The sequence below is a fragment of the Mycolicibacterium litorale genome (genome assembly GCF_010731695.1).
Classification (GTDB): domain Bacteria; phylum Actinomycetota; class Actinomycetes; order Mycobacteriales; family Mycobacteriaceae; genus Mycobacterium; species Mycobacterium litorale.
In genome coordinates this window covers 527,327-548,343 of the sequence record NZ_AP022586.1, presented here as the reverse complement: position 1 = coordinate 548,343, position 21,017 = coordinate 527,327, and the positions used below count along the sequence as shown (strand labels likewise).

Annotated in this window: 22 protein-coding genes; 11 read left to right on the top strand and 11 right to left on the bottom strand. The window is 67.1% G+C overall.

Going from position 1 to position 21,017, the window contains the following annotated elements:
* Position 1: 1 nt before the first annotated feature.
* Genes G6N30_RS02635 through G6N30_RS02625 form a run of 3 tightly spaced genes read right to left on the bottom strand, consistent with a single transcriptional unit; the run spans position 2 to position 2,441 of the window.
* Complete coding sequence (locus G6N30_RS02635) at positions 2-829, bottom strand: TauD/TfdA dioxygenase family protein (protein WP_134059682.1); 828 nt, start codon at positions 827-829, stop codon at positions 2-4.
* A gap of 5 nt (positions 830-834) precedes the next feature.
* Positions 835-1,158 (bottom strand): hypothetical protein, encoded by a 324-nt coding sequence (locus tag G6N30_RS02630; RefSeq protein ID WP_134059679.1) that lies wholly within the window; start codon positions 1,156-1,158, stop codon positions 835-837.
* The gene (locus G6N30_RS02625; RefSeq protein WP_134059676.1) at positions 1,155-2,441 is read right to left on the bottom strand and encodes an aromatic ring-hydroxylating oxygenase subunit alpha; all 1,287 of its coding nucleotides are present in this window, start codon (positions 2,439-2,441) and stop codon (positions 1,155-1,157) included. Before G6N30_RS02625 ends, G6N30_RS02630 begins: the two co-directional genes overlap by 4 nt.
* A gap of 122 nt (positions 2,442-2,563) precedes the next feature.
* Between G6N30_RS02625 and G6N30_RS02620 the strand changes: the two genes are divergently transcribed.
* The 5 genes from G6N30_RS02620 (at position 2,564) to G6N30_RS02600 (ending at position 7,574) form a co-directional block, all read left to right on the top strand.
* Positions 2,564-3,481 carry a LysR family transcriptional regulator gene (locus tag G6N30_RS02620; RefSeq protein ID WP_134059673.1) on the top strand — a complete coding sequence of 306 codons (918 nt, stop codon included), beginning with the start codon at positions 2,564-2,566 and terminating at the stop codon, positions 3,479-3,481.
* Between the two features lie 86 nt (positions 3,482-3,567).
* Positions 3,568-4,227: a TetR/AcrR family transcriptional regulator gene (locus tag G6N30_RS02615; protein ID WP_134059670.1), complete on the top strand. Its 660-nt coding sequence runs from the start codon at positions 3,568-3,570 to the stop codon at positions 4,225-4,227.
* A gap of 58 nt (positions 4,228-4,285) precedes the next feature.
* Positions 4,286-5,587, top strand: coding sequence for an acyl-CoA dehydrogenase family protein (locus G6N30_RS02610; RefSeq protein WP_134059667.1), 1,302 nt, complete (start codon positions 4,286-4,288; stop codon positions 5,585-5,587).
* A gap of 32 nt (positions 5,588-5,619) precedes the next feature.
* The gene (locus G6N30_RS02605; RefSeq protein ID WP_134060323.1) at positions 5,620-6,603 is read left to right on the top strand and encodes a phosphotransferase family protein; all 984 of its coding nucleotides are present in this window, start codon (positions 5,620-5,622) and stop codon (positions 6,601-6,603) included.
* Positions 6,600-7,574 (top strand): NADPH:quinone oxidoreductase family protein, encoded by a 975-nt coding sequence (locus G6N30_RS02600; RefSeq protein ID WP_134059664.1) that lies wholly within the window; start codon positions 6,600-6,602, stop codon positions 7,572-7,574. Before G6N30_RS02605 ends, G6N30_RS02600 begins: the two co-directional genes overlap by 4 nt.
* On the opposite strand, the gene G6N30_RS02595 is transcribed toward G6N30_RS02600, so the two are convergent.
* The 8 genes from G6N30_RS02595 to G6N30_RS02560 all read right to left on the bottom strand — a co-directional run bounded on the left by G6N30_RS02595 (position 7,571) and on the right by G6N30_RS02560 (position 15,794).
* Entirely contained in the window at positions 7,571-8,083 is a 513-nt protein-coding gene (locus G6N30_RS02595) for a hypothetical protein (RefSeq protein WP_179965598.1), read from the bottom strand. The two genes, G6N30_RS02600 and G6N30_RS02595, sit on opposite strands and share 4 nt — an antisense overlap.
* A 14-nt stretch (positions 8,084-8,097) precedes the next feature.
* Positions 8,098-8,730: a TetR/AcrR family transcriptional regulator gene (locus G6N30_RS02590; RefSeq protein ID WP_134059658.1), complete on the bottom strand. Its 633-nt coding sequence runs from the start codon at positions 8,728-8,730 to the stop codon at positions 8,098-8,100.
* Positions 8,731-8,856: 126 nt separating this feature from the next.
* Positions 8,857-10,005: an acyl-CoA dehydrogenase family protein gene (locus G6N30_RS02585; protein ID WP_134059655.1), complete on the bottom strand. Its 1,149-nt coding sequence runs from the start codon at positions 10,003-10,005 to the stop codon at positions 8,857-8,859.
* A gap of 28 nt (positions 10,006-10,033) precedes the next feature.
* Positions 10,034-11,185: a thiolase family protein gene (locus G6N30_RS02580; RefSeq protein WP_134059649.1), complete on the bottom strand. Its 1,152-nt coding sequence runs from the start codon at positions 11,183-11,185 to the stop codon at positions 10,034-10,036.
* 29 nt (positions 11,186-11,214) lie between these two features.
* Positions 11,215-12,459 carry a CaiB/BaiF CoA transferase family protein gene (locus G6N30_RS02575; protein ID WP_134059646.1) on the bottom strand — a complete coding sequence of 415 codons (1,245 nt, stop codon included), beginning with the start codon at positions 12,457-12,459 and terminating at the stop codon, positions 11,215-11,217.
* Entirely contained in the window at positions 12,459-13,226 is a 768-nt protein-coding gene (locus G6N30_RS02570) for an SDR family NAD(P)-dependent oxidoreductase (protein ID WP_134059643.1), read from the bottom strand. The genes G6N30_RS02575 and G6N30_RS02570 overlap by 1 nt, the downstream gene beginning before the upstream one ends.
* Before the next feature lies 1 nt (position 13,227).
* Entirely contained in the window at positions 13,228-14,394 is a 1,167-nt protein-coding gene (locus G6N30_RS02565) for an acyl-CoA dehydrogenase family protein (RefSeq protein WP_134060321.1), read from the bottom strand.
* A 101-nt stretch (positions 14,395-14,495) separates the two neighbouring features.
* Positions 14,496-15,794, bottom strand: a complete 1,299-nt coding sequence (locus G6N30_RS02560; protein ID WP_134059640.1) for an amidohydrolase family protein — start codon at positions 15,792-15,794, stop codon at positions 14,496-14,498.
* Positions 15,795-16,026: 232 nt separating this feature from the next.
* Between G6N30_RS02560 and G6N30_RS02555 the strand changes: the two genes are divergently transcribed.
* The 6 genes from G6N30_RS02555 to G6N30_RS02530 are packed head-to-tail and all read left to right on the top strand — an operon-like array spanning position 16,027 to position 21,009.
* Positions 16,027-16,557, top strand: a complete 531-nt coding sequence (locus G6N30_RS02555; RefSeq protein WP_134059637.1) for a carboxymuconolactone decarboxylase family protein — start codon at positions 16,027-16,029, stop codon at positions 16,555-16,557.
* A 6-nt stretch (positions 16,558-16,563) separates the two neighbouring features.
* Positions 16,564-17,910 carry an SRPBCC family protein gene (locus tag G6N30_RS02550; protein WP_134059634.1) on the top strand — a complete coding sequence of 449 codons (1,347 nt, stop codon included), beginning with the start codon at positions 16,564-16,566 and terminating at the stop codon, positions 17,908-17,910.
* Complete coding sequence (locus tag G6N30_RS02545; RefSeq protein ID WP_134059630.1) at positions 17,903-18,232, top strand: hypothetical protein; 330 nt, start codon at positions 17,903-17,905, stop codon at positions 18,230-18,232. The genes G6N30_RS02550 and G6N30_RS02545 overlap by 8 nt, the downstream gene beginning before the upstream one ends.
* Positions 18,233-18,234: 2 nt before the next feature.
* A complete protein-coding gene (locus G6N30_RS02540; protein WP_134059628.1) occupies positions 18,235-19,473 on the top strand; it encodes a metal-dependent hydrolase family protein in 1,239 nt (412 codons plus the stop codon).
* Positions 19,448-19,885 (top strand): nuclear transport factor 2 family protein, encoded by a 438-nt coding sequence (locus tag G6N30_RS02535; protein ID WP_134059625.1) that lies wholly within the window; start codon positions 19,448-19,450, stop codon positions 19,883-19,885. Before G6N30_RS02540 ends, G6N30_RS02535 begins: the two co-directional genes overlap by 26 nt.
* Positions 19,882-21,009, top strand: coding sequence for an acyl-CoA dehydrogenase family protein (locus G6N30_RS02530; RefSeq protein ID WP_134059622.1), 1,128 nt, complete (start codon positions 19,882-19,884; stop codon positions 21,007-21,009). The genes G6N30_RS02535 and G6N30_RS02530 overlap by 4 nt, the downstream gene beginning before the upstream one ends.
* Positions 21,010-21,017: the final 8 nt, after the last annotated feature.

Here is a 21,017-nt window from a genome sequence, read left to right as displayed (position 1 = left end):
TTCAATGCAGAGGCTCTTCGCCCGCCAGGATGGTCCGGTGCATCAGCCGGCCGCTGTTCTCGTCGTAGGGCAGCACTCGGTGCATGGTGCCGGTGTTGTCCCAGATCAACAGGTCGCCGGGCTGCCAGCGGTGCCGGTACACGTACTGCGGTTGAGTGGCCCAGTCGCGCAGGCGGGCCAGCAGCGCGCGGCTGTCCTCCACCGGCAGCCCGATCACGTAGTCGGCGGTTGCCCCGAGCAGCAGAGACTTGCGGCCCGATCGGTGGGTCCACACGATCGGGCACGCCTTCGTCGGCGACTTCTGCCACAGCGAGAGTTCCTCGTAGCTCATCTCGGGCCGGACGTAGTACTGCGAGCGTTCGGCGCTGTGCACCACCCGCAGATCGGCGATGAGCTCCTTGTCGGACTGCGGCAGGTCGTCGTACGCGGCGTAGGTGTTGCAGAACTCGGTCTCTCCGCCGACCTCGGAGAGCGTGATCGCGCGAAGAAGCGTCGCGAGATTCGGGTAGGGCTGCAGCGAACCGTCGAAGTGCCAGAACATCGACCCCTTGAGGTAATCGGCCTTCTGGTTGACGTTCTTGTCCAGCGAGATCTTGTAGATGCCGCCGTCGCCCTCGTTGGCCACCAGCTTGCCCAGCGTCCTGGCGATGGTCACCTGTTGCTCGTCGGTGATGTCCAGCCCGCGGACGAAGACCACGCCGCGCTGTTCGAGGACGGCGCGGATGTGCTGGGACTCGCGGCCGCTCAGCAGGGTGTCGAGGTCGGTCCTGATCTCGCTGGCGATCCGCGGCGCGACGTCGATGACCTCGAGTCGGGTGGTCAGGCTCATGGCGCTCAGCTCACTCTCGTCAAGATCGTGCGTGCCGAGTGCTTGACCCTCGGCTGTTTCCACAGCTCCACCGCCAGAGAGACCGTGATCAGCGAGTAGAGCAGGTTGCGCAGGTTCGCGACGTCGCCGGGCAGCGGCTGGCAGTAGTCGAATTCGTCGACGTAGGCGACCGCTTCCTCAGCGCACGGGAACACCTCGTCGTAGAAGGCGCGGATCTGCTCCATCGAACTGTTGACCCGCTTGACGTACCGCTGGTGGCCGTCCTCGATTGCCCACTCGTCGACAAGGTGCGCCAGATGCGAGAATTCCGGCGGCAGAGAGGCACTCATGGCTGCGCCGCCGTTTCCTTCTCGCCCCGTTCCACGTAGTCACCGACGACCTTGTGCAGATGGCGCAGCAGGATCTCCTCGTCGTTCATCGGGAAGTGGGTCAGGACACCGCTTTTCAGCATCGCCTGCAGACCTTCGGAGGGGCTGGCGTCCTCGAGGATGATGTCGTTGAGATACGTCATGGTCAGTTCCTGGCCCAGGCGTTCGCGGTGGGTCGTGGGCGGCTGGTAGTACGCCTCCGTCTCGAAGATGTGCGAGTGCGGTCCGGTGGGCCAGTGGGTGTGCACGGTGAAGCCCGACGCCCCGAAGATGAGCACGAAGTTCGGGAAGAACTGGTAGGAGTCGAAGCCGTATTTCTCCGAGCGAGTCGGATTGATACCCCGCGGCATCGGACCGCGGTTGGGCTTCTTGTTCCACGGACCCGCCGCGCTGGCCTCCATCACGCACTCGATCGGCTTGGAGTACGGCGTTTTTCGCGACGGCTCACCGGCGAAGGAGAACATCCGGTGCGGTCCCTCGAGCTGATAGGCCAGCGCATCGGTGAACGGATTGGGCTGGTCGAACGCGTCTCTGGCCTCGGCGGTGACAGCGCCGAACGAGGAGGCGTGCAGATAGGGGCCGTGATAGCTCTCGGCGAATCCGTCGACGAAGATCTTCCAGTTGCACTGCAATTCGGCCGTGAACCGGTAGACCTGGTGCGGTCCCGCGAAGGGATAGCCCTCCAGATCGTGGGCGAGGTCGCCGAGGTAATCGCGCACCGACTCGGTGTTGTCCGGGTTCAGATTGATGAAGATGAAGCCTTCCCAGACGTCACACTGGATCGCGGGCACCCGGCAGCTGTCGCCATCGAAGTCGAGCAGGAGATCCGTGCGGGTCGCCGAGTGCAGGGAGCCGTCCAGCTTGTAGCGCCAACCATGGAAGCGGCAGTACAGCAGCGGCGCGCGTCCGGACACCTCCTGGAACGGATCGTCCTCCCACAGCATCTTGTTGCCGCGGTGCGGGCAGATGTTGTGCATGGCGCGGATCACGCCGTCCTTGCCGCGCACGACGATCACCGAGGTGTTGAGGAATCGCAGTTCCCGGGTGAAGTAGCTGCCCGACTTCGGCACAGCCTCGACCCGGCCGACGTAGAGCCACGTCTTCTTGAAGACGTGCTCGCGTTCTTTGTCGTAGAACTCCTCTGAGACGCAGTCCTCGAGCGAGACCGGTCCCCTGCCGAGTTCGGGATAGGCGTCGGTCCAGTGTCCGCTCGCGGGTTTGGTCACCAGGCTGTCGTGACTCATGAGGCCCTCCTCGGCGCCGACGCTAACAGCCGGTCAATCCGCCGAAACAGCCCAAAAGCCGCAACACGCTGTTGCATATTTGGAACGACGGCCGGCAGGAGAGGGCATCGGCGGCAATTGCCATGGAACAGAACCTTCCGTTCGACATCGATGCGTTGCTCGTGTTCAGCAAGGTGGTGGACCACCGCAGCCTTTCGAAGGCGGCGACGCTGCTGGGCATGCCGAAGTCGACCGTCAGCCGCAAACTCAGCAAGCTGGAGTCCGACCTGGGCATCAAGCTGCTGCGCAAGAACACCCACCAGTTGACCGTGACCGACCTCGGCGAGAAGGTCTACAGCCACGCGGTCAACATCCTGACCGAGGCCAATGGTGTGCGCGCCCTCGTCGAGGCCAGCAGACACGAACCCCAGGGCGAGCTCCGCGTGGCGATCCCAGTGTTCCTCGGCATCGACTACGCCTCGCGGGTCGGCGCGGCCTTTCTGCAGCACTACCCTCACTCGCGGCTGGACATCCGGCTGGTGGACAGCATGATGGACCCGATTCGGGACGGTTTCGACGTGGTGTTCGGGACCGGGCCGTTGCAGGATTCGACGCTGATCGCCCGCAAGATCTTCAGCCTCGAGTTGTTCCTGTGCGCCTCGGCCGGCTTCGTGCGGCAACTGGCCGAACCGGTGACCGATCCGACGCAGCTGGGCGAGCTGCCCTTCATCGACTTCGGGTTCGGCGGCCCGCGCAGGCTCACCCTCACGCGCAACCAGCACCGACATGAGCTGACGCCCCGGATCCGCGCGCGAGCCAACAACTTCCAGGTGTGCAAGCAGTACATCCTGCAGGGCCTCGGCATCGGGGTGATGCCCACCCAGATCATCTGCACCACCGAATTGCGTGAGCACACGATCGTCCCGGTGCTCCCCGGTTGGCAGGTCGACGCGCTCGACGTGCACATGATCTATCCGTTCGAATTGTCCTTCTCGACGCTCATCAGTGCCTTCTACGAGTCCGCGCGCGAGATCATCATCGAGAACATCGCCCGCGCATAGTCGCGTCGAGCGCGTTGGTCAGACGGCCAATAGTTAGACACGCGTCAGCTATATGCAGGACGGAAAACCGTTGATAGAGTCCGTTCATGCCCGATGGCGCCGACACAGTCACCGCTGACAGTGGTCAGCGGCGTGCCACCTATCAGCGCGCCCGGTCACACGAGACCAAGCGGGCGCTCGTGGCCGCTGCGATGGCGCTGTGGCGCACGAACGGCTACGCGCAGACCACGGTCGCCGACATCTGCCGTGCGGCAGGGGTGTCTCGGGCGCTGTTCTACTTCTACTTCCCCGCCAAAGAGGACGTGCTGTTCGAAGTCGGGCTGACCTCGACCCGGGCCGCCCAGAAGACCGTGCGCGGACTGCTGCGCAACGACTACGACGTCGAGGTCGTCATCGCGCGGGCGCTGCGCAGCCTCGAGCGCTCGATGGCGCGCAACCCCCGTGACCTGATCGTCGAGACCATTCTCGAGGGTTATCGCCATGAGCAGGGGATCCTCGCCGACGACGAGACCGCGCTTGGCGCCGACATGTTCGGCGAACTGTTCGCCGCCGCTCAGGCCGACGGGAAAATCGCCGCGCAGGTCGACGTCTCCCACCTGTCACGGCTGGCGCAGATGCACGTGAGCGAGGGGGTCCGCCGCTGGGCCATCGGCGGCTTCGGCGACCGTTCCTTCGCGGACGTCGTCACCGGCGACATCGCCGCCCTGATCACGGGATTCAACGTCCGCAGCCAGGACCGCCGGTGACCGCACGTCGCCCGCACACGATGGCCGGTTGACGCGGCCCGACAGAGAGGAAACCCCGATGGCGTGGGACTTCGAGACCGACCCCGAGTACCAGGAGATCCTCGACTGGGCCGACGAGTTCGTCCGGGAGGAAGTCGAACCGCTGGACCTGGTGTGGCCGCATCAGCAGTTCGTCCCACTCGACGGGGAACGTCGCCGCGCGGTCGACCCGCTCAAGGAACAGGTGCGCCGCCGCGGACTATGGGCCACCCACCTCGGGCCCGAACTGGGCGGACAGGGTTTCGGCCAGCTCAAACTCGCGCTGCTCAACGAGATCCTGGGCCGGTCCCAGTGGGCACCGATAATCTTCGGATGCCAGGCGCCCGACACGGGAAACGCGGAGATCATCGCCCACTACGGCACCGAGGATCAAAAGCAGCGGTACCTGCGGCCACTGCTCGACGGTGAGCTCTTCTCCTGCTACTCGATGACCGAACCGCACGCCGGTGCCGACCCCACACTGTTCACCACCCGGGCGGTGCGCGACGGTGACGACTGGGTGATCACCGGCCGGAAGTTCTTCTCCTCCAACGCCGCGACGGCCGCGTTCCTGATCGTGATGGTGGTGACCAACCCGGATGTCAGCCCGTATCAGGGCATGTCGATGTTCCTCGTGCCCACCGACACCCCCGGGGTGAACATCGTGCGCAACATCGGCCTCTACGGTGAGCACGCCGGCGAGGGCAGCCACGCGCTGATCCACTACGACAACGTGCGCGTGCCCGCCGAGGCACTGCTCGGCGGCGAGGGCCAGGCATTCGCGATCGCCCAGACCCGCCTGGGTGGCGGGCGGATCCACCACGCCATGCGCACGATCGGCCTGTCCCGCAAGGCACTCGACATGATGTGCGAACGTGCGCTCAGCCGCCAGACGCAGGGCAGTCGGCTGTCGGACAAACAGTTCGTCCAGGGCTATATCGCCGACTCCTACGCCCAGCTGCTGCAGTTCCGGCTGATGGTGCTGTACACCGCCTGGGAGATCGACAAGTACAACGACTACAAGAGGGTGCGCAAGGACATCGCCGCCGTCAAGGTGGTGATGCCGACGGTGCTGCACGACATCGCATGGCGGGCGATGCAGGTGCACGGCGCCCTGGGGGTGACCAACGAGATGCCGTTCCTCGGCATGGTCACCGGCGCGGCGGTGATGGGCCTCGCCGACGGGCCCACCGAGGTGCACAAGATGACGGTGGCCAAACAGGTGCTCCGCGACCATCAGCCCAGCGCCGACACCTGGCCCACCGAGTGGATTCCGCGCAAACGGGAAGCGGCACAGGCGAAGTACGCCCAGTACCTGGAGAACGAGGTGGGCAACCTGTGAGCGATATCGACACCGCCCGTCTCGCCGCGTGGATGGACGACGCCGCGATGCCGGGCAAGGGCGATCCGCTGCAGACCCGGTTCCTCTCCGGTGGCACGCAGAACGTCATCTACGAGGTCCGCCGCGGTGAGCACCGATGTGTGCTGCGTATGCCGCCGCCCGGCGCCCCACCCGACCGGGACAGGGGCATCCTGCGAGAGTGGCGGATCATCGAGGCGCTCGACGGCACCGACGTACCGCACACCGCCGCGGTCGGCGTGTGCGCGGACCCCGAGGTGCTCGGACGGCCGTTCTACCTGATGGGGTTCGTCGACGGGTGGTCGCCGATGGACACCCACGCCAGATGGCCGGAACCCTTCCACAGCGACACCTCCGCCCGCGCCGGCCTGAGCTATCAGCTGGCCGAGGGCATCGCGCTGCTGTCGAAGGTGGACTGGCGCGTACGCGGGCTGGCGGACCTCGGCCGCCCCGACGGCTTCCACGAGCGGCAGGTGGACCGGTGGATCGGCTTCCTCGAGCGGATCAAGCGGCGCGACCTGCCCGGGCTGGAGACCGCGACGGCGTGGCTGCGGGCGCACAGACCGCTCGACTTCGTCCCCGGCCTGATGCACGGCGACTACCAGTTCGCGAACGTCATGTACCACCATGGCGCGCCGGCGCGGCTGGCCGCGATCGTCGACTGGGAGATGGGGACCGTCGGCGATCCGAAGCTGGATCTGGGGTGGATGGTGCAGAGCTGGCCGACCGGTGAGGCGGGCGAATCCGACATGGGCTACGTGGACATGCGCGGGATGCCGTCGCGCGACGACGTGGTGGCGCACTATGCCGAGGTGTCCGGGCGGCAGGTCGACGATCTGGACTACTACCTGATCCTGGCGAAATGGAAGCTCGCGATCGTGCTGGAGCAGGGTTTCCAGCGCGCCGGCGACGACGAGAAGCTGCTGGCCTTCGGGCCGGTGGTGACGGGCCTGATGGCGTCGGCCGCCGAGCTCGCCGAGTCCAGCGACTACCGGTGAGGGCCGCGGTCTGCGCCGCGTACGGTCCGCCGGAGTCGGTGCGGATCGACGATCTGCCGTCGCCTCAGGCCGGCCCGGGTCAGGTCATCGTCCGGGTGGGTGCCGCGGCGGTGAACTATCCCGACGTCTTGCTGATCGCCGGCCGGTATCAGGTCGCCGTTCCCACTCCGTTCGTGCCGGGCAGTGAGTTCGCCGGCACCGTCATCGGGATCGGTCAGGGCACAACGGGTTTCGCCGTCGGCGACAGGGTGGCAGGCACCGGGATGTTCGGCGCGTTCGCCGAGGAGGTGGCGGTGGCGACTGCCGGGCTGACCCCCGTGCCCGACGGTGTCGACGACCGCAGCGCTGCCGCGTTCGGCGTGGCCCACCGCACCGCGTGGCACACGCTGCGCTCGGTGGCGCGGGTCGAACCAGGCGACGACGTGATCGTCCTCGGCGCCGGCGGCGGGGTGGGCCTGGCCGCGGTACAGCTCGCCGTCCACCTCGGCGCCCGCGTCACCGCGGTGGCGTCCTCGGACGAAAAGCTTCATGCGGCAATCGGTCACGGCGCTCACCGGGCGATCAACCACCGGGCGCAGCCGCTGCGCCACGCGCTGCGCGACGCACTACCCGGCGGTGCGGCCGCGGTGATCGACCCGGTCGGCGGCGAGTTGTCGGAACCGGCACTGCGGGCGCTGCGCCGAGGGGGGCGGTTCGTCACCGTCGGCTTCGCCTCCGGCGCCATCCCCCGCATCCCGCTGAACTTGGTGCTGATCAAGGGCGTCACCGTGCAGGGTTTTCAATTCGGCGACGTCCCGGCTGGCGAATTCCGGCGCAACGACGAGCAGTTGCGAACACTCCTGGCCGACAACGTCATCCGGCCGCACATCGGCGCGGTCTATCCACTCGCCGCCGTGGCCGACGCGCTGAGGCAGGTGGCCGACGGCCACGCCGTCGGCAAGGTCGTCGTCGACGTCGGCCTGCGGGCCTAGCTGGCGGGAATGAGGTCCGCCGCCACCGACGGGTAGGTCGTCATGCCGCAGCGGAAGGTCTCGGTCTGACCGACGAAGTCGGCCTCGATGTCGTTGGTGGCCGCGAGGGCCTGCGCCTTGAAAGCCCGCGCGGCGGCGCTCAGCTCGTGCCGGACAGTGTCCACGTCGTCGTCGAGGCAGGCCGGACAGCGCTCACCCCACAGCGTCACCTCGGTCATACCGTGGTCGAGCGCGGTGCGCACGTGTGCGCGGACCCGCTCATCGCCTTCGATGAGTTCGGCTGCGACCGCGACGGTCTGGGGGTGCGGTCGCTCGCTCCAAGATTCGAGCACCGGCTGCAGCGGGAGCACGGTGGCCCCGAGGATCTCCAGCGGCCGCTCGTCCTCGCCCACACTGTCGAGCAGGACGGTGACGTCCCACCCGGCCATCGACCGGTCGTAGAGCCATCCGCCGGCGAACCGCACGGCGTCCCGCACGTTCGGGGAGACGATGTCGAGGCGGTAGCGCATATCGGGCTCTTGGGTCATCTGCTGATCTCCTCGTGCGGCGTCGGAACGGGGCTGAAGTCGCGGGCCAACATCTCGGCGTAGTCCTTGAACACCTCGGCCAGTGGAATGGAGGGGTCGAGCAACCATGACGTCTCCATGCCGTTGACGAAGGCCACAATCTCCAGGGCCTTGGTGGCCGCGTTCAGGTCCTGGCGGTACTGTCCGGCAGCCTGTCCGCGCCGGATGATGCTGGTGACGATCGACGCCGCCGCGCGCTGGCGGTCGAGCAGCCGGTCGTGCAGCGGCGCGTCCGGCGCGATGTTCTCGACCAGCAGGACGGTGAAGGTTCCCGCGAGCTCGGGTGCGCGCTCGAACCGCTGGGCGACCCGGGCGATCTGTAGGAAAAGGTCGCCGGTGAGGTCGGCATGGCTGTCGTCGTCCATGTCGCGGGCGTCGAGCACCGCGTGGAGCAACTGTTCCTTGGATTCGAAGTGATGCAGCAGGCCCGCCGGGGTGACCCCGGCCTCCTTGGCGATCTGCGCGAGCGACGTGTTGCGCCAACCGTTACGGGCCAGCAGCCGCTCGGCGACCGCGAGTATCCGCTGACGGCGGTCCTCACCCTTTGCCAGCAATGTGGCGTAGGGCCTCGAAGACTGCAACGCGGACAACTGTCTCCCTCGGTCGAACCAACCTAGTGAACACACAGTAGGTAGGTTTTTCCGATGTGACAAGGGTCTCAGTGAAATCACGTTTAGACCGCGGTCACACCGCTGGTCAGGCGCTCAGCAGAGTGCTTAGAGCCCGAGTGACTTGGCGATGATCACCTTCATCACCTCGCTGGTGCCCGCGTAGATCCGGGCCACCCGGGCGTCGTTGTACAGCCGGGCGATCGGGTACTCCATCATGTAGCCGTAGCCGCCGAACAGCTGCAGGCAGCGGTCGACCGCGCGGGCCTGCATCTCGGTGCAGAACAGCTTCACGCGGGCGGCGTCCTCCCGTGACAGCACGCCGTCGACATGGTCGAGGACGGCGCGGTCGAGCATCGCCTGAGCGGCCTCGATCTCGGTGGACACCGCCGCCAGTTCGAACTTCGTGTTCTGGAACGACGCCACCGGGGTCCCGAACGCCTTGCGGTTCTTGACGTAGTCGATCGTCGCGTGCAGAGCCGAGCGCGCCTGGGCCACCGAGCCCACCGCGACCGTCAACCGCTCCTGCGCCAGATTGTGGCCGAGGTAGCTGAACGCCTCGCCCTCCTCCCCCAACAGGTTGGCGACCGGTACCCGCACGTCGGTGAACGACAACTCCGCGGTGTCCTGGACCTTGCAGCCCATCTTCTCGAGCTCCCGGCCGCGTTCGAACCCGGGCATCCCGTCCTCGACGACGATCAGCGAGAGGCCTCTCCGCCGGTTCTCCGGGTCGGTCGAGGTGCGCGCCACCACCACGACCAGGTCCGCCTGAATCCCGCCGGTGATGAACGTCTTCGCGCCGTTGACGATGTACTGGTCGCCGTCCCGGACCGCGGTGGTCCGCACCCCGGCCAGGTCCGATCCGGTACCCGGCTCGGTCATCGCGATCGCGGTCAGCAGGGTGCCGTCGGCCAGCCCCGGGAACCACCGAGCGCGCTGCTCGTCGTTCGCGTAGTGCAGGAAGTACGGCAGGATCACCTCGAGCTGGGTGCGCACCGTCGACAGCGTCACCAAGGCGCGGGCCGCCTCCTCCTGGAGCACCACGTTGTAGCGGTAGTCGTCGATCCCCGCTCCCCCGTACTCCTCGGGAATCGCCATGCCGAGCATGCCCAGTGCGCCCATCTGCTTGAACACCTCGCGCGGCATGCGGCCGGCCTTCTCCCACTGCGGGTACTGCGGGACGACCTCCTTCTCGACGAAGTCGCGGGCCAGCTGCCGGAAGGCGTCGTGGTCGTCGGTGAACAGGTCTCGGCGCACGCGGGGTCCTCCTGGTCGGCGGGATGGTCTAGGCGATGAGCTCGACGAGGGTCGCGTTGGCCGTGCCGCCGCCCTCGCACATGGTCTGCAGTCCATATCGAATTCCGTTGTCGCGCATGTGATGCACCATCCGGGTCATCAGCACCGCACCCGATGCGCCGAGGGGGTGGCCGAGCGCGATCGCGCCGCCGAGCGGGTTGAGCCGCTCATCGGCGGCGCCGGTTTCGGCGAGCCACGCCAGCGGCACCGGCGCGAACGCCTCGTTCACCTCGAACACGCCGATCTCGTCCACACCGACGCCGGCCTTGTGCAGCACCTTCTGCGTCGCCGGGATCGGACCGGTGAGCATGAGCACCGGGTCGGCCCCGGCCACCGCGCCCGCCCGGTACCGCACGATCGGCGTCAGCCCCAGCTGCACGGCGTTCTCGGCCGTCATCACCAACAGCGCCGCCGCCCCGTCGGAGATCTGTGACGAGTTGCCGGCGTGAATCACCCCGTCCTCACGGAACGCCGGCTTGAGGCCGGCCAGCTTGTCCACCGACGTACCCCGGCGCACCCCTTCGTCGGCGGTCACCGGTGCCGCGTCGTCACCCGGGAACACCGGCACGATCTGGGCGTCGAACGCCTTGTCGTCCTGGGCCGCCGCGGCCAGCGCGTGCGAACGGGCGGAGTACTCGTCGAGCCGGGTCCGCGACAACCCCCACTTCTCCGCGATCAGCTCCGCCGAGATCCCCTGGTTGAAGCTGAAATCGCGGTAACGCTCGAGCACCTTGGGGCCGTAGGGCATTCCGGTCGCGCGCGCCGATCCCAGCGGTACCCGGCTCATCACCTCGACGCCCCCGGCGACGACGATGTCCTGCTGTCCGGACATCACCGCGTGCACGGCGAAGTCGAGCGCCTGCTGACTCGAACCGCACGCACGGTTCACAGTGGTGCCCGGGATGTGTTCGGGCCACCCGGCGGCCAGTACGGCGAACCGGCCGATGTTGCTCGACTGGTCGCCGACCTGGGACACGCAACCCCAGATCACGTCGTCGACGACGTCGGGTTCGATCCCGGCCCGCAGCACCAGTTCGTTGAGGACGATGGCGGACAGGTCGGCGGCGTGCATACCGGCCAGGCCGCCGTTGCGCTTGCCGACGGGTGTGCGGACGGCTTCGACGATGACGGTCTCGCGCATGGGTGCTCCTCGTTCGTGACGCGTGGCGACTATTCCTGCGCCGGGCCGATCGCGCCCTGCTCTCGCAGCGCGGCGATGTCACCGGCGGACATTCCCAACCCGGCCAGTATCGCGTCGGTGTGCTGGCCGAGACCGGGTACCGCGCCCATGGGCTGTTCGAAGCCCTCGATCACCGGGGGCGGCAGCAGCGCGGAAATCTCGCCGTTCGGGGTCTGGACCGGACGCCAGCGGTCCCGCGCGCTCAGATGCGGGTGGGTGACCACTTCACTGGGGCGGTTGTAGCGGGAATTCCCGATCCCCGCCTCGTCGGCCTTCTTCTGGATGTGGGCGAGATCGTGCTTGGCACACCAGCTCCCGATGGCGTCGTTGAGGACGTCGCGGTGTGCCACCCGGTCGGCGTTGGTGGCGTAGACCGGGTCGTCGGCCAGGTCCGGGCGTTCGATGATCTCGCGGGCCAGCCGCTGCCATTCCCGGTCGTTGGTGGTGCCCAGCACCACCGTCTGGTCGTCGCGGGTGGGATAGGCGCCGTACGGCGCCACCGCCGGCGAGCTCATCCCCAGCGGTTGCTGGTCGATGCCGGAGTACTGGGTGTAGGTCAGCTGGTACCCCATGATGTCGGTCATGGTGTCGAACAGGCTCACCGCGACGCCAGGGGCCGGTGCGACGTCCTCACCCTTGCGGGCGTAGAGCAGGGCCATGATCGACAGCGCGGCGTAGAGCCCGGTGGAGACGTCCGCCACCGGCGGACCGGGCTTGGCCGGCATGTTCGGGTAGCCGGTGACCGCGCACGCCCCCGACTCCGCCTGGATCAGCAGGTCGTAGGCGCGTTTGTGCGAGATCGGTCCGCCGGTCCCGTAGCCGTCGATCTCGACCGGGATCACGTGCGGGTGGCGCTGTTTGAGGTCCGCCGCGCCGAGGCCCATCCGCGCGGTCGCCCCGGGCGCGAGGTTGGACACCAGCACGTCGGCGCCGTCGAGCAACCGGTGCAGCACCTCCATCCCCGCCGGGGACTTGAGGTCCAGCGTCAGCGATTCCTTGCCGCGGTTGACCCAGACGAAATGCGCGGCCTGCCCCTTGACCACGTCGTCGTAGTAGCGGGCGAAGTCGCCGCCGTTCGGGTTCTCGATCTTGATCACCCGCGCACCGAAGTCGGCGAGCACGCGCGTGCACATCGGTGCGGACACCGCCTGTTCCAACGTCACGACGGTGACGCCGGCCAGCGGCGGCTCCCCCGATCCCCCGGTCGCTCCGCTCCTGCCCGCCGCTGTCTGCATCACATCACCATGCCACCATCCACCGGCAGCACCTGACCGGTGATGTACGACGCGGCGTCCGACGCCATGAACACGAACGCCCCGGCCACCTCCTCGGGGCCGGCCCAGCGCTTGAGCGGGATGCGGTTCATCATGTTCGCCGCGAACTTCTCGTTGGTCCGGATGGTCTCGGTCATCGGGGTGGCGGCGAGCGGTGCCAGCGCGTTGACCATGATGTTCTTGGTGGCCAGTTCGCGGGCCAGCGATTTGGTGAACCCGATGATGCCCGCCTTTGCCGCCGAGTAGTTCACCTGTCCGAGCGTGCCGGTGAGGCCGGCCGCCGACGTCACGTTGATGACGCGCGCGGTGCCGTCGGTGGGCAGGTACGGCAGCGCCGCCTGGGTGCAGTGGAAGGTGCCCATCACGTGGATGTCGAAGGTGAGCCGGAACGCCTCCTCGGTCAGCTTCGGGAACATCGCCGGTGCGGTGACCCCGGCGTTGTTGACCAGGATGTGCAGCGATCCCCCGCCGAGCCCGGCGGCCTGTGCGGCGGCGGCGTCGGCGGCGCCGCGGTCGGCGACGTCGAGCGCACATGAATCCGCCTTACCGCCCTCGGCGCGGATGCGCTCGGCCACGGCCGCCGCTGCGTCCGCGTCGATGTCGGTGACCAGTACGGCGGCGCCGGCCTGGGCCAGCGCGGCGGCGACCGCGGCGCCGATCCCGCCGCCGGCGCCCGCGCCGGTGACCATCGCGGCGCGCCCGGTCAGGTCGAAGTAGCCGTTGTTCATCTCAGTAGCTCCTGGGTAGGCCGAGCACGTGGGATCCGAGGAAGTTCAGGATCATCTCCTGACTGACCGGGGCGATCTTCATCAGCCGGGCCTCACGGAAGAACCGCGCGACGTGGTACTCCTCGGCGTAGCCCATGCCACCGTGGGTCTGCAGCGCCCGGTCGGCGGCGGTGAAGCCCGCGTCGGCGCACAGGTACTTGGCCGTATTGGCTTCGCGGCCACACGATTTGCCGTTGTCGTAGAGCCAGGTGGCCTTGCGCAGCATCAGCTCCGCGGCGTCGAGCCGGGCCAGCGAGTCGGCCAGCGGGAACTGGATGCCCTGGTTCATCCCGATCGGACGGTCGAACACGTGCCGGTCGGTGGCGTAGCGCACGGCCTTGTCGAGGGCCACCCGGCCGATGCCGAGCGCCTCGGCGGCGATCAGCATGCGCTCGGGGTTGAGCCCGTCGAGGATGTAGAAGAACCCCTTGCCCTCCTCGCCGACCCGGTCCTCGACGGGGATCCGCAGATCGTCGATGAACAGTTCGTTCGAGCTGACCGCGTTACGGCCCATCTTCGGGATGGGACGGATGTCGACGTGCGCGCGGTCGAGATCGGTCATGAACAGCGTCATACCGTCGGTCTTCTTGCTGACCTCGTCGTACGGTGTGGTGCGGGTCAGCAGCAGGATCTTCTCCGACTCGAGCGCCTTGGAGATCCACACCTTGCGGCCGTTCACGACATAGCTGTCACCGTCGCGCTTGGCGAAGGTGGTGATGCGTGACGTGTCGAGCCCCGCACCGGGTTCGGTGACCCCGAAGCACACGTGCAGATCGCCGGTGGCGATGCGGGGCAGGGTGCGGGCCTTGAGTTCCTCGGACCCGTGCTTGACCACCGGGTGCATCCCGAAGATCGACATGTGGATGGAGCTGGCCGCGTTCATCCCGCCGCCCGAGCGGGCGACCGCCTCGGCGAGCAGGGTGGCCTCGGTGATGCCGAGGCCGTGGCCGCCGTACTCCTCGGGGATCGTCATCCCCAGCCAGCCGCCACCGGCGATCGCGTCGTAGAACTCGGTCGGGAACTCGTGGTTGGAGTCCTTCTCCATCCAGTACTGGTCGTCGAACCTCGCGGCGAGCTCACTGACCGATTTGTAGATCAGCTGCTGGTCCTCGGTCAGCTCGAAGTTCATACCGCCCGGCACTTGGTTCTCCTCTGTCGTCAGATGGGCACGGCCACACAGCTTTTCACCGGTGCGGTCGGTTTCGACCACACCGGTGAACGCGCCGCGGATCAGTCGCGGGCGCCGCTGACCGCCTTGGCGTTGGCCTGGAAGTCGGCGAAGCTCGAGCCGCTGCGGTCCTTGTGGGCGCTCAGCGCCCGGATCGACACGTCGTGACCCTCGGCGGACTTGCGCAGCGCGCCGACGGTGGCCTGCTCCTTCGGGACGTGATTGAACGGTTCGAAGTGGTACCACCGCATCGCGTTCTCGTGGGTGATCTTGTTGATCTCCTCGTCGGTGACCTCGTAGGTCTCGAAGACGGCCATCAACTCCTCGGGCGCACCGGGCCACATCGAATCGCTGTGCGGGTAGTCCATCTCCCAGCAGATGTTGTCGATGCCGATCATGTGCCGGTTCTTCACACCGACCGGATCGGAGATGAAGCACGTCAGGAAGTGGTCGCGGAACACCTCCGAGGGCAACTTGTCACCGAAGTTCTGGTGCGTCCATGTCGAGTGCATCTCGTAGGTGCGGTCCACGCGGTCGAGGAAGTAGGGAATCCACCCCGTGCCGCCCTCGCTCAGCGCGATCTTCAGATCGGGATACTGCTTGATCGGCGCCGACCACAGCAGATCCGCCGCGGCCTGCACGATGTTCATCGGCTGCAGCGTGATCATCACGTCCATCGGTGCGTCCGGCGCGGTGATCGCGAGCTTGCCCGACGAGCCGATGTGCACGTTCATCACCGTGTCGGTGTCGACGAGCGCTTCCCACAACGGCTTCCAGTGCTCGAGGTCGTGGAAGCTCGGGTAGCCCAGCGTCGAGGGGTTCTCGGTGAACGTCAGTGAATGCACACCCTTCTCCGAGACCCGTCGCACCTCCTTGGCGCACAGCTCGGGATCCCAGATCGCCGGGATCGCCATCGGGATGAACCGGCCCGGATTGCTGCCGCACCACTCGTCGATGTGCCAGTCGTTGTAGGCCTGCACCAGAGCCATGGAGAAGTCGGGGTCCTCGGTGGCGAACAGCCGCGCCGCGAAACCGGGGAACGACGGGAAGTTCATGGTGGCCAGCACGCCGCCGGCGTTCATGTCCTTGACGCGTTCGTTCGGGTCGTAGCAGCCCTTGCGGATCTCGTCGAGACCCTGGGGTTCGAGGCCGTACTCCTCTTTCGGCCGGCCGGCCACCGCGTTGAGCGCGACGTTGGGGATCACGGTGTCGCGGAACTGCCAGGTGTCGGAGCCGTCCGGGTTGTGCACGAGCCTCGGCGCGTCGTTGACGTACTTCTCCGGCAGGTGGTTCTTGAACATGCCCGGCGGTTCGATGATGTGATCGTCCACGCTGATCAGAATCATGTCCTCGTGCTTCACGGCGGTGTCCTTCCGTTGGGCGGCTCCGTGCTCGAGCAGTTCTCCTCTTCAGAAAACTATCTTCTCACTGCGGGAGAATCAATGTCGGTGAACAATTACCGCAGTACGCGCGGCATGTGGAGACACACGGACGCGGGCACCTCGGGCGCCCGTATTGACCATCGTGCACGTCGTGTGGAAACCTGTTAGGCAGAAATGAGAACCTGATTCTCATCACTGAGAGGAGACGCCCGTGCGCCTGGCCCCGTTGCCGGCGGATCAGTGGGACGACGACGTGCTGCGCGCACTGTCGGTCATGCTCCCCGAGGAGCGGCTCAACCCCGAAGCGGCGGGAAACCTGCTGGCCACGCTGGTTCGCCACCCCCACCTCACCCGAGCCTTCCTGCGCTTCAACGTCCACCTGCTGTTCCGGTCCACGCTGCCCGACCGCCTGCGCGAACTGGCGATCCTGCGGGTCGCGCATGTGCTGGGCTCGGAGTACGAGTGGCGCCACCACGTCTCGATGGGCCGCGAGGTCGGGCTGACCGACGCCGCCATCGAGGGTGCCGCCCAGGGACGGGGCGCCGACGAGCTCGACCAGGCGGTGCTCGACGCGGTGGACCAACTGCAGGACAAGGCGAACATCTCCGACCAGACGTGGGCCGAGCTCAGCGCCCATCTCGACGAGCGCCAGCGTATGGATCTCGTCTTCACCATCGGCTGCTATGGCGCGCTGGCCATGGCCATCAACACATTCGGCGTAGAACCCGACCAGGAGAGGTAACGAACCGTGGCACATTTTCCGAAACCGGCCGCCGGTAGCTGGACCGAGAACTGGCCGGAACTCGGCACGGCGCCGGTCAACTACGAGGACTCCATCGACCCCGAGCACTTCAAGCTCGAGCAGGAGGCGATCTTCAAGAAGACCTGGCTCAAGGTCGGCCGCGTCGAGCAGTTGCCGAAGAAGGGCAGCTACTTCACCCGCGAGATGCCCTGCGCCGGGCCCGGGACGTCGGTGATCATCGTCAAGGGCACCGACAACGAGGTGCGGGCGTTCTACAACTTCTGCCGTCACCGCGGCAACAAGCTGGTGTGGTCGGACTTCCCGGGCGAAGAGGTGTCCGGTTCCTGCCGCCAGTTCGTCTGCAAGTACCACGCGTGGCGCTACGACCTCAAGGGCGACCTGACCTTCGTCCAGCAGGAAGGCGAGTTCTTCGACCTCGACAAGGCGCAGTACGGCCTGGTGCCGGTCCGCTGCGAGGTGTGGGAAGGCTTCATCTTCATCAACTTCGACAAGGACGCGATCCCGCTGCGCGAATACCTCGGCGACTTCGCGAAGGGCCTCGAGGGCTACCCGTTCCACGAGATGACCGAGCACTACAGCTACCGCGCGGAGATCAACGCGAACTGGAAGCTGTTCATCGACGCGTTCACCGAGTTCTACCACGCGCCGATCCTGCACATGAAGCAGGCGGAGAAGGAGGAGGCCGAGAAGCTGGCCAAGTTCGGCTTCGAGGCCCTGGCTTACGACATCAAGGGTGACCACTCGATGGTGTCGTCGTGGGGCGGGATGTCCCCGCCGAAGGATCTCAACATGGTCAAGCCGATCGAGCGCATCCTGCACAGCGGGCTGTTCGGCCCGTGGGACCGGCCGAACATCAAGGGCATTCTGCCCGACGAGCTGCCGCCCGCCATCAACCCGGGGCGCCACAAGAGCTGGGGCACAGACTCGTTCGAGTTCTTCCCCAACTTCACGCTGCTGTTCTGGGCGCCGGGCTGGTATCTGACCTACAACTACTGGCCCACCGCGGTGGACAAGCACATCTTCGAAGCCGACCTGTACTTCGTGCCACCGACCAACCTGCGGCAGCGGCTCTCTCAGGAACTGGCCGCGGTGACGTTCAAGGAGTACGCGTTCCAGGACGCCAACACCCTGGAGGCCACCCAGACCCAGATCGGCACCCGCGTCGTCACGGATTTCCCGCTGTGCGACCAGGAGATCCTGCTGCGTCACCTGCACATGACCGCACACCAGTACGTGGATCGGTACAAGGCGTCACTGGCCGACGGCAGTGCCACCGCGAGCGCCACGAATGGACACGCCAGTTCTGCCGAGAAGGATCACGCCAATGTCTAAGCTGCCCGAGGAATTCGCCGACCTGGAGCGGTTCTCCGACTGGTGCCTGCCCACCGAGGAGGAGCGGTACGCCAAGCGGCTCAACTCGACGATGGACGAGATGCAGGAGCTCTACGACGCCGGAATGGCCCGACTCGAGGACATCATGGTCTACGTCGACGCCCGCTTCCCGCTCAAGGGCATGCCCGAGGACGCGAAGGCACTCGTGCACCTGGGCCAGTCGATCGTGATGGTGAGTTTCCCCGTCGAGGTGTGGAAGCAGCCGCGTGTCCTCGACAGCGGTGCGGCCTACATCAAACTGATCAAGGAGCCGGTGGTCTAGAGGTGCTCACCCTCAAGGCAGCCGGATACGTCGACGTCGACAGCGGGGAGATCGTCCGCCCCGGCGTCGTCACCGTCGACGGTGATCGCATCGTGTCGGTGGGCGGCGACGTGCCCGCCGGCGCCGACGTGATCGACCTCGGTGACTCCATCCTGCTGCCCGGTCTGATGGACATGGAGGTGAACCTCCTGATGGGCGGCCGGGGGGAGAACCCGGGCCTGTCGCAGGTGCAGGACGATCCCCCGACCCGGGTGCTGCGCGCGGTCGGCAATGCCCGGCGCACGCTGCGCGCCGGGTTCACCACGGTGCGCAACCTCGGGCTGTTCGTCAAGACCGGCGGATACCTGCTCGACGTCGCGCTGGGCAAGGCCATCGACGCCGGCTGGATCGACGGGCCCCGGGTGGTCCCGGCCGGACACGCGATCACCCCCACCGGCGGACACCTCGACCCGACGATGTTCGCCGCCTTCATGCCCGGCGCCCTCGAACTGACGGTCGAGGAGGGCATCGCCAACGGTGTCGACGAGATCCGCAAGGCGGTGCGCTACCAGATCAAACACGGTGCTCAGCTGATCAAGGTCTGTGTGTCCGGCGGGGTGATGTCGCTGACCGGAGAGGCAGGCGCACAACACTATTCGGACGAGGAACTGCGGGCCATCGTCGACGAGGCGCACCGGCGCGGGATGCGGGTGGCCGCGCACACCCACGGCGCCGAGGCCGTCAAACATGCCGTGGCGTGCGGGATCGACTGCATCGAGCACGGCTTCCTGATGGACGACGAGGCCATCCGGATGCTGGTGGACAACGACCGGTTCCTCGTCACCACCCGGCGGCTCGCCGAGTACATGGACGTCTCGAAGGCGCCCCCGGAGTTGCAGGCCAAGGCCGCCGAGATGTTCCCGAAGGCCAGGACGTCGATCAAGGCCGCCTACGAAGCGGGCGTGAAGATCGCCGTCGGCACCGACGCACCGGCAATCCCCCACGGCCGCAACGCCGATGAACTCGTCACGCTCGTCGAGTGGGGTATGCCGCCCGCGGCGGTGCTGCGCGCCGCGACGGTCGTCGCCGCGGATCTGATCAACCGGTCCGATTCACTCGGTCGCCTCGCCGTCGGCTACCTCGCCGACATCATCGCGGTGCCGGGCGACCCCCTGGCGGACATCGGCGTTACACGCGATGTCGACTTTGTAATGAAGGGCGGTAAGGTCTACAAGAATGAGCACGACACCGACACGAACTGAGGATCTGGTCGAGATCCACCAGCTGCTCGCCAAGTACGCCGTCACCATCACCCAGGGCGACATCGACGGACTGACCAGCGTCTTCACCCCCGACGGCACTTACAGCGCATTCGGCGAGACCTACACGCTCAACCGGTTCCCCGTGCTGGTGGACGCGGCGCCCAAGGGGCTGTTCATGACCGGCACGGCGCTGGTGGACCTGACCGAAGGCGCCGACACGGCGAGCGGGACCCAGCCGCTGTGCTTCATCGAGCATTCCAAGCACGACATGCGCATCGGTTACTACAACGACACCTACGTCCGCACCGCGGGCGGCTGGCGGCTGAAAACCCGTGCGATGACGTTCATCCGGCGCTCCGGGGACCACGACTCCGGGCGCCCCCACGCGATAGGGAGACCCGAAGCCGGATGACTGACCTGTTGGAGCCCGCCGCGTTCCGGACGGCACTGCGGAGCTGGCTCGACGAGAACTCGGGCTTGGTCGAGCCGCCGGACGACCACTCGCTGCAGGGCCACATGCGCCAGTTCGCCCGCGTGCAGCGCGCACTCTACGACGCCGATTGGATGCGCTACGGCTGGCCCGAACGCGCCGGCGGGCTCGGCGGGCCCGCGATCCTGCGGGCCATCGTCGGCGAGGAGGTGGTGGGCCGCCGGCTGGCCGAGCCCGGACCGTATTCGATGCTCGAGGTGCTCGCGCCCACGATGATCGACTACGCCTCCCCCGAGCTGGCCGCCGAGATGGTGCCGAAACTGCTCAGCGGCGAAGAGCAGTGGTGCCAGGGGTTCTCCGAGCCAGGCTCCGGCAGTGACCTGGCGTCGCTGACCACGCGTGCGGTGCAGCGCGGCGACGAGTGGGTGATCAACGGCCAGAAGGTGTGGACCAGCTTCGCCCAGTACTCGCACCGCTGCATCCTGCTCACCCGCACCGGTGGTGCGGACATCCCCGACCACGAGGCGATCACCGCGTTCTTCGTCGACCTGGACACGCCGGGGATCTCGGTGCGTCCGTTGCACACCATGCACGGCGTCGACGAGTTCTGCGAGGTCTACTTCGACGACGTCGTGGTGGGCGCCGACCGGATGCTCGGCCGGCCCGGCGACGGATGGCGGCTGGCGATGGACCTGCTGCCCTACGAACGCTCGACGTGCTTCTGGCAGCGGATCGCCTACCTGTATTCGCGATTCGACGCGCTGATCGGCGAGGTCAAGGGAATCGGGCAGGCCGTGGACGTCGACATGGGCGACGTCTACCTGGCGCTGCACACGCTGCGGTGCCGCTCGCGCGCCACCCAGTATCGGCTGGCCGAAGGACACAAGCTCGGACCGGAGACCTCCATCGACAAGGTGCTGCTGGCCGGCGCCGAACAGCGCCTCTACGACACCGCGCGCGATCTGCTGCCCGGCGCCGTCGAACTCGAAGACACCGACTGGCGCACCGAATACCTGTACTCCCGGGCGGCCACCATCTACGGCGGCACCGCAGAGGTGCAGCGCAACATCATCGCCCGCCGCCTGCTCGACCTCGGGAAGGAGTGATCGTGGAC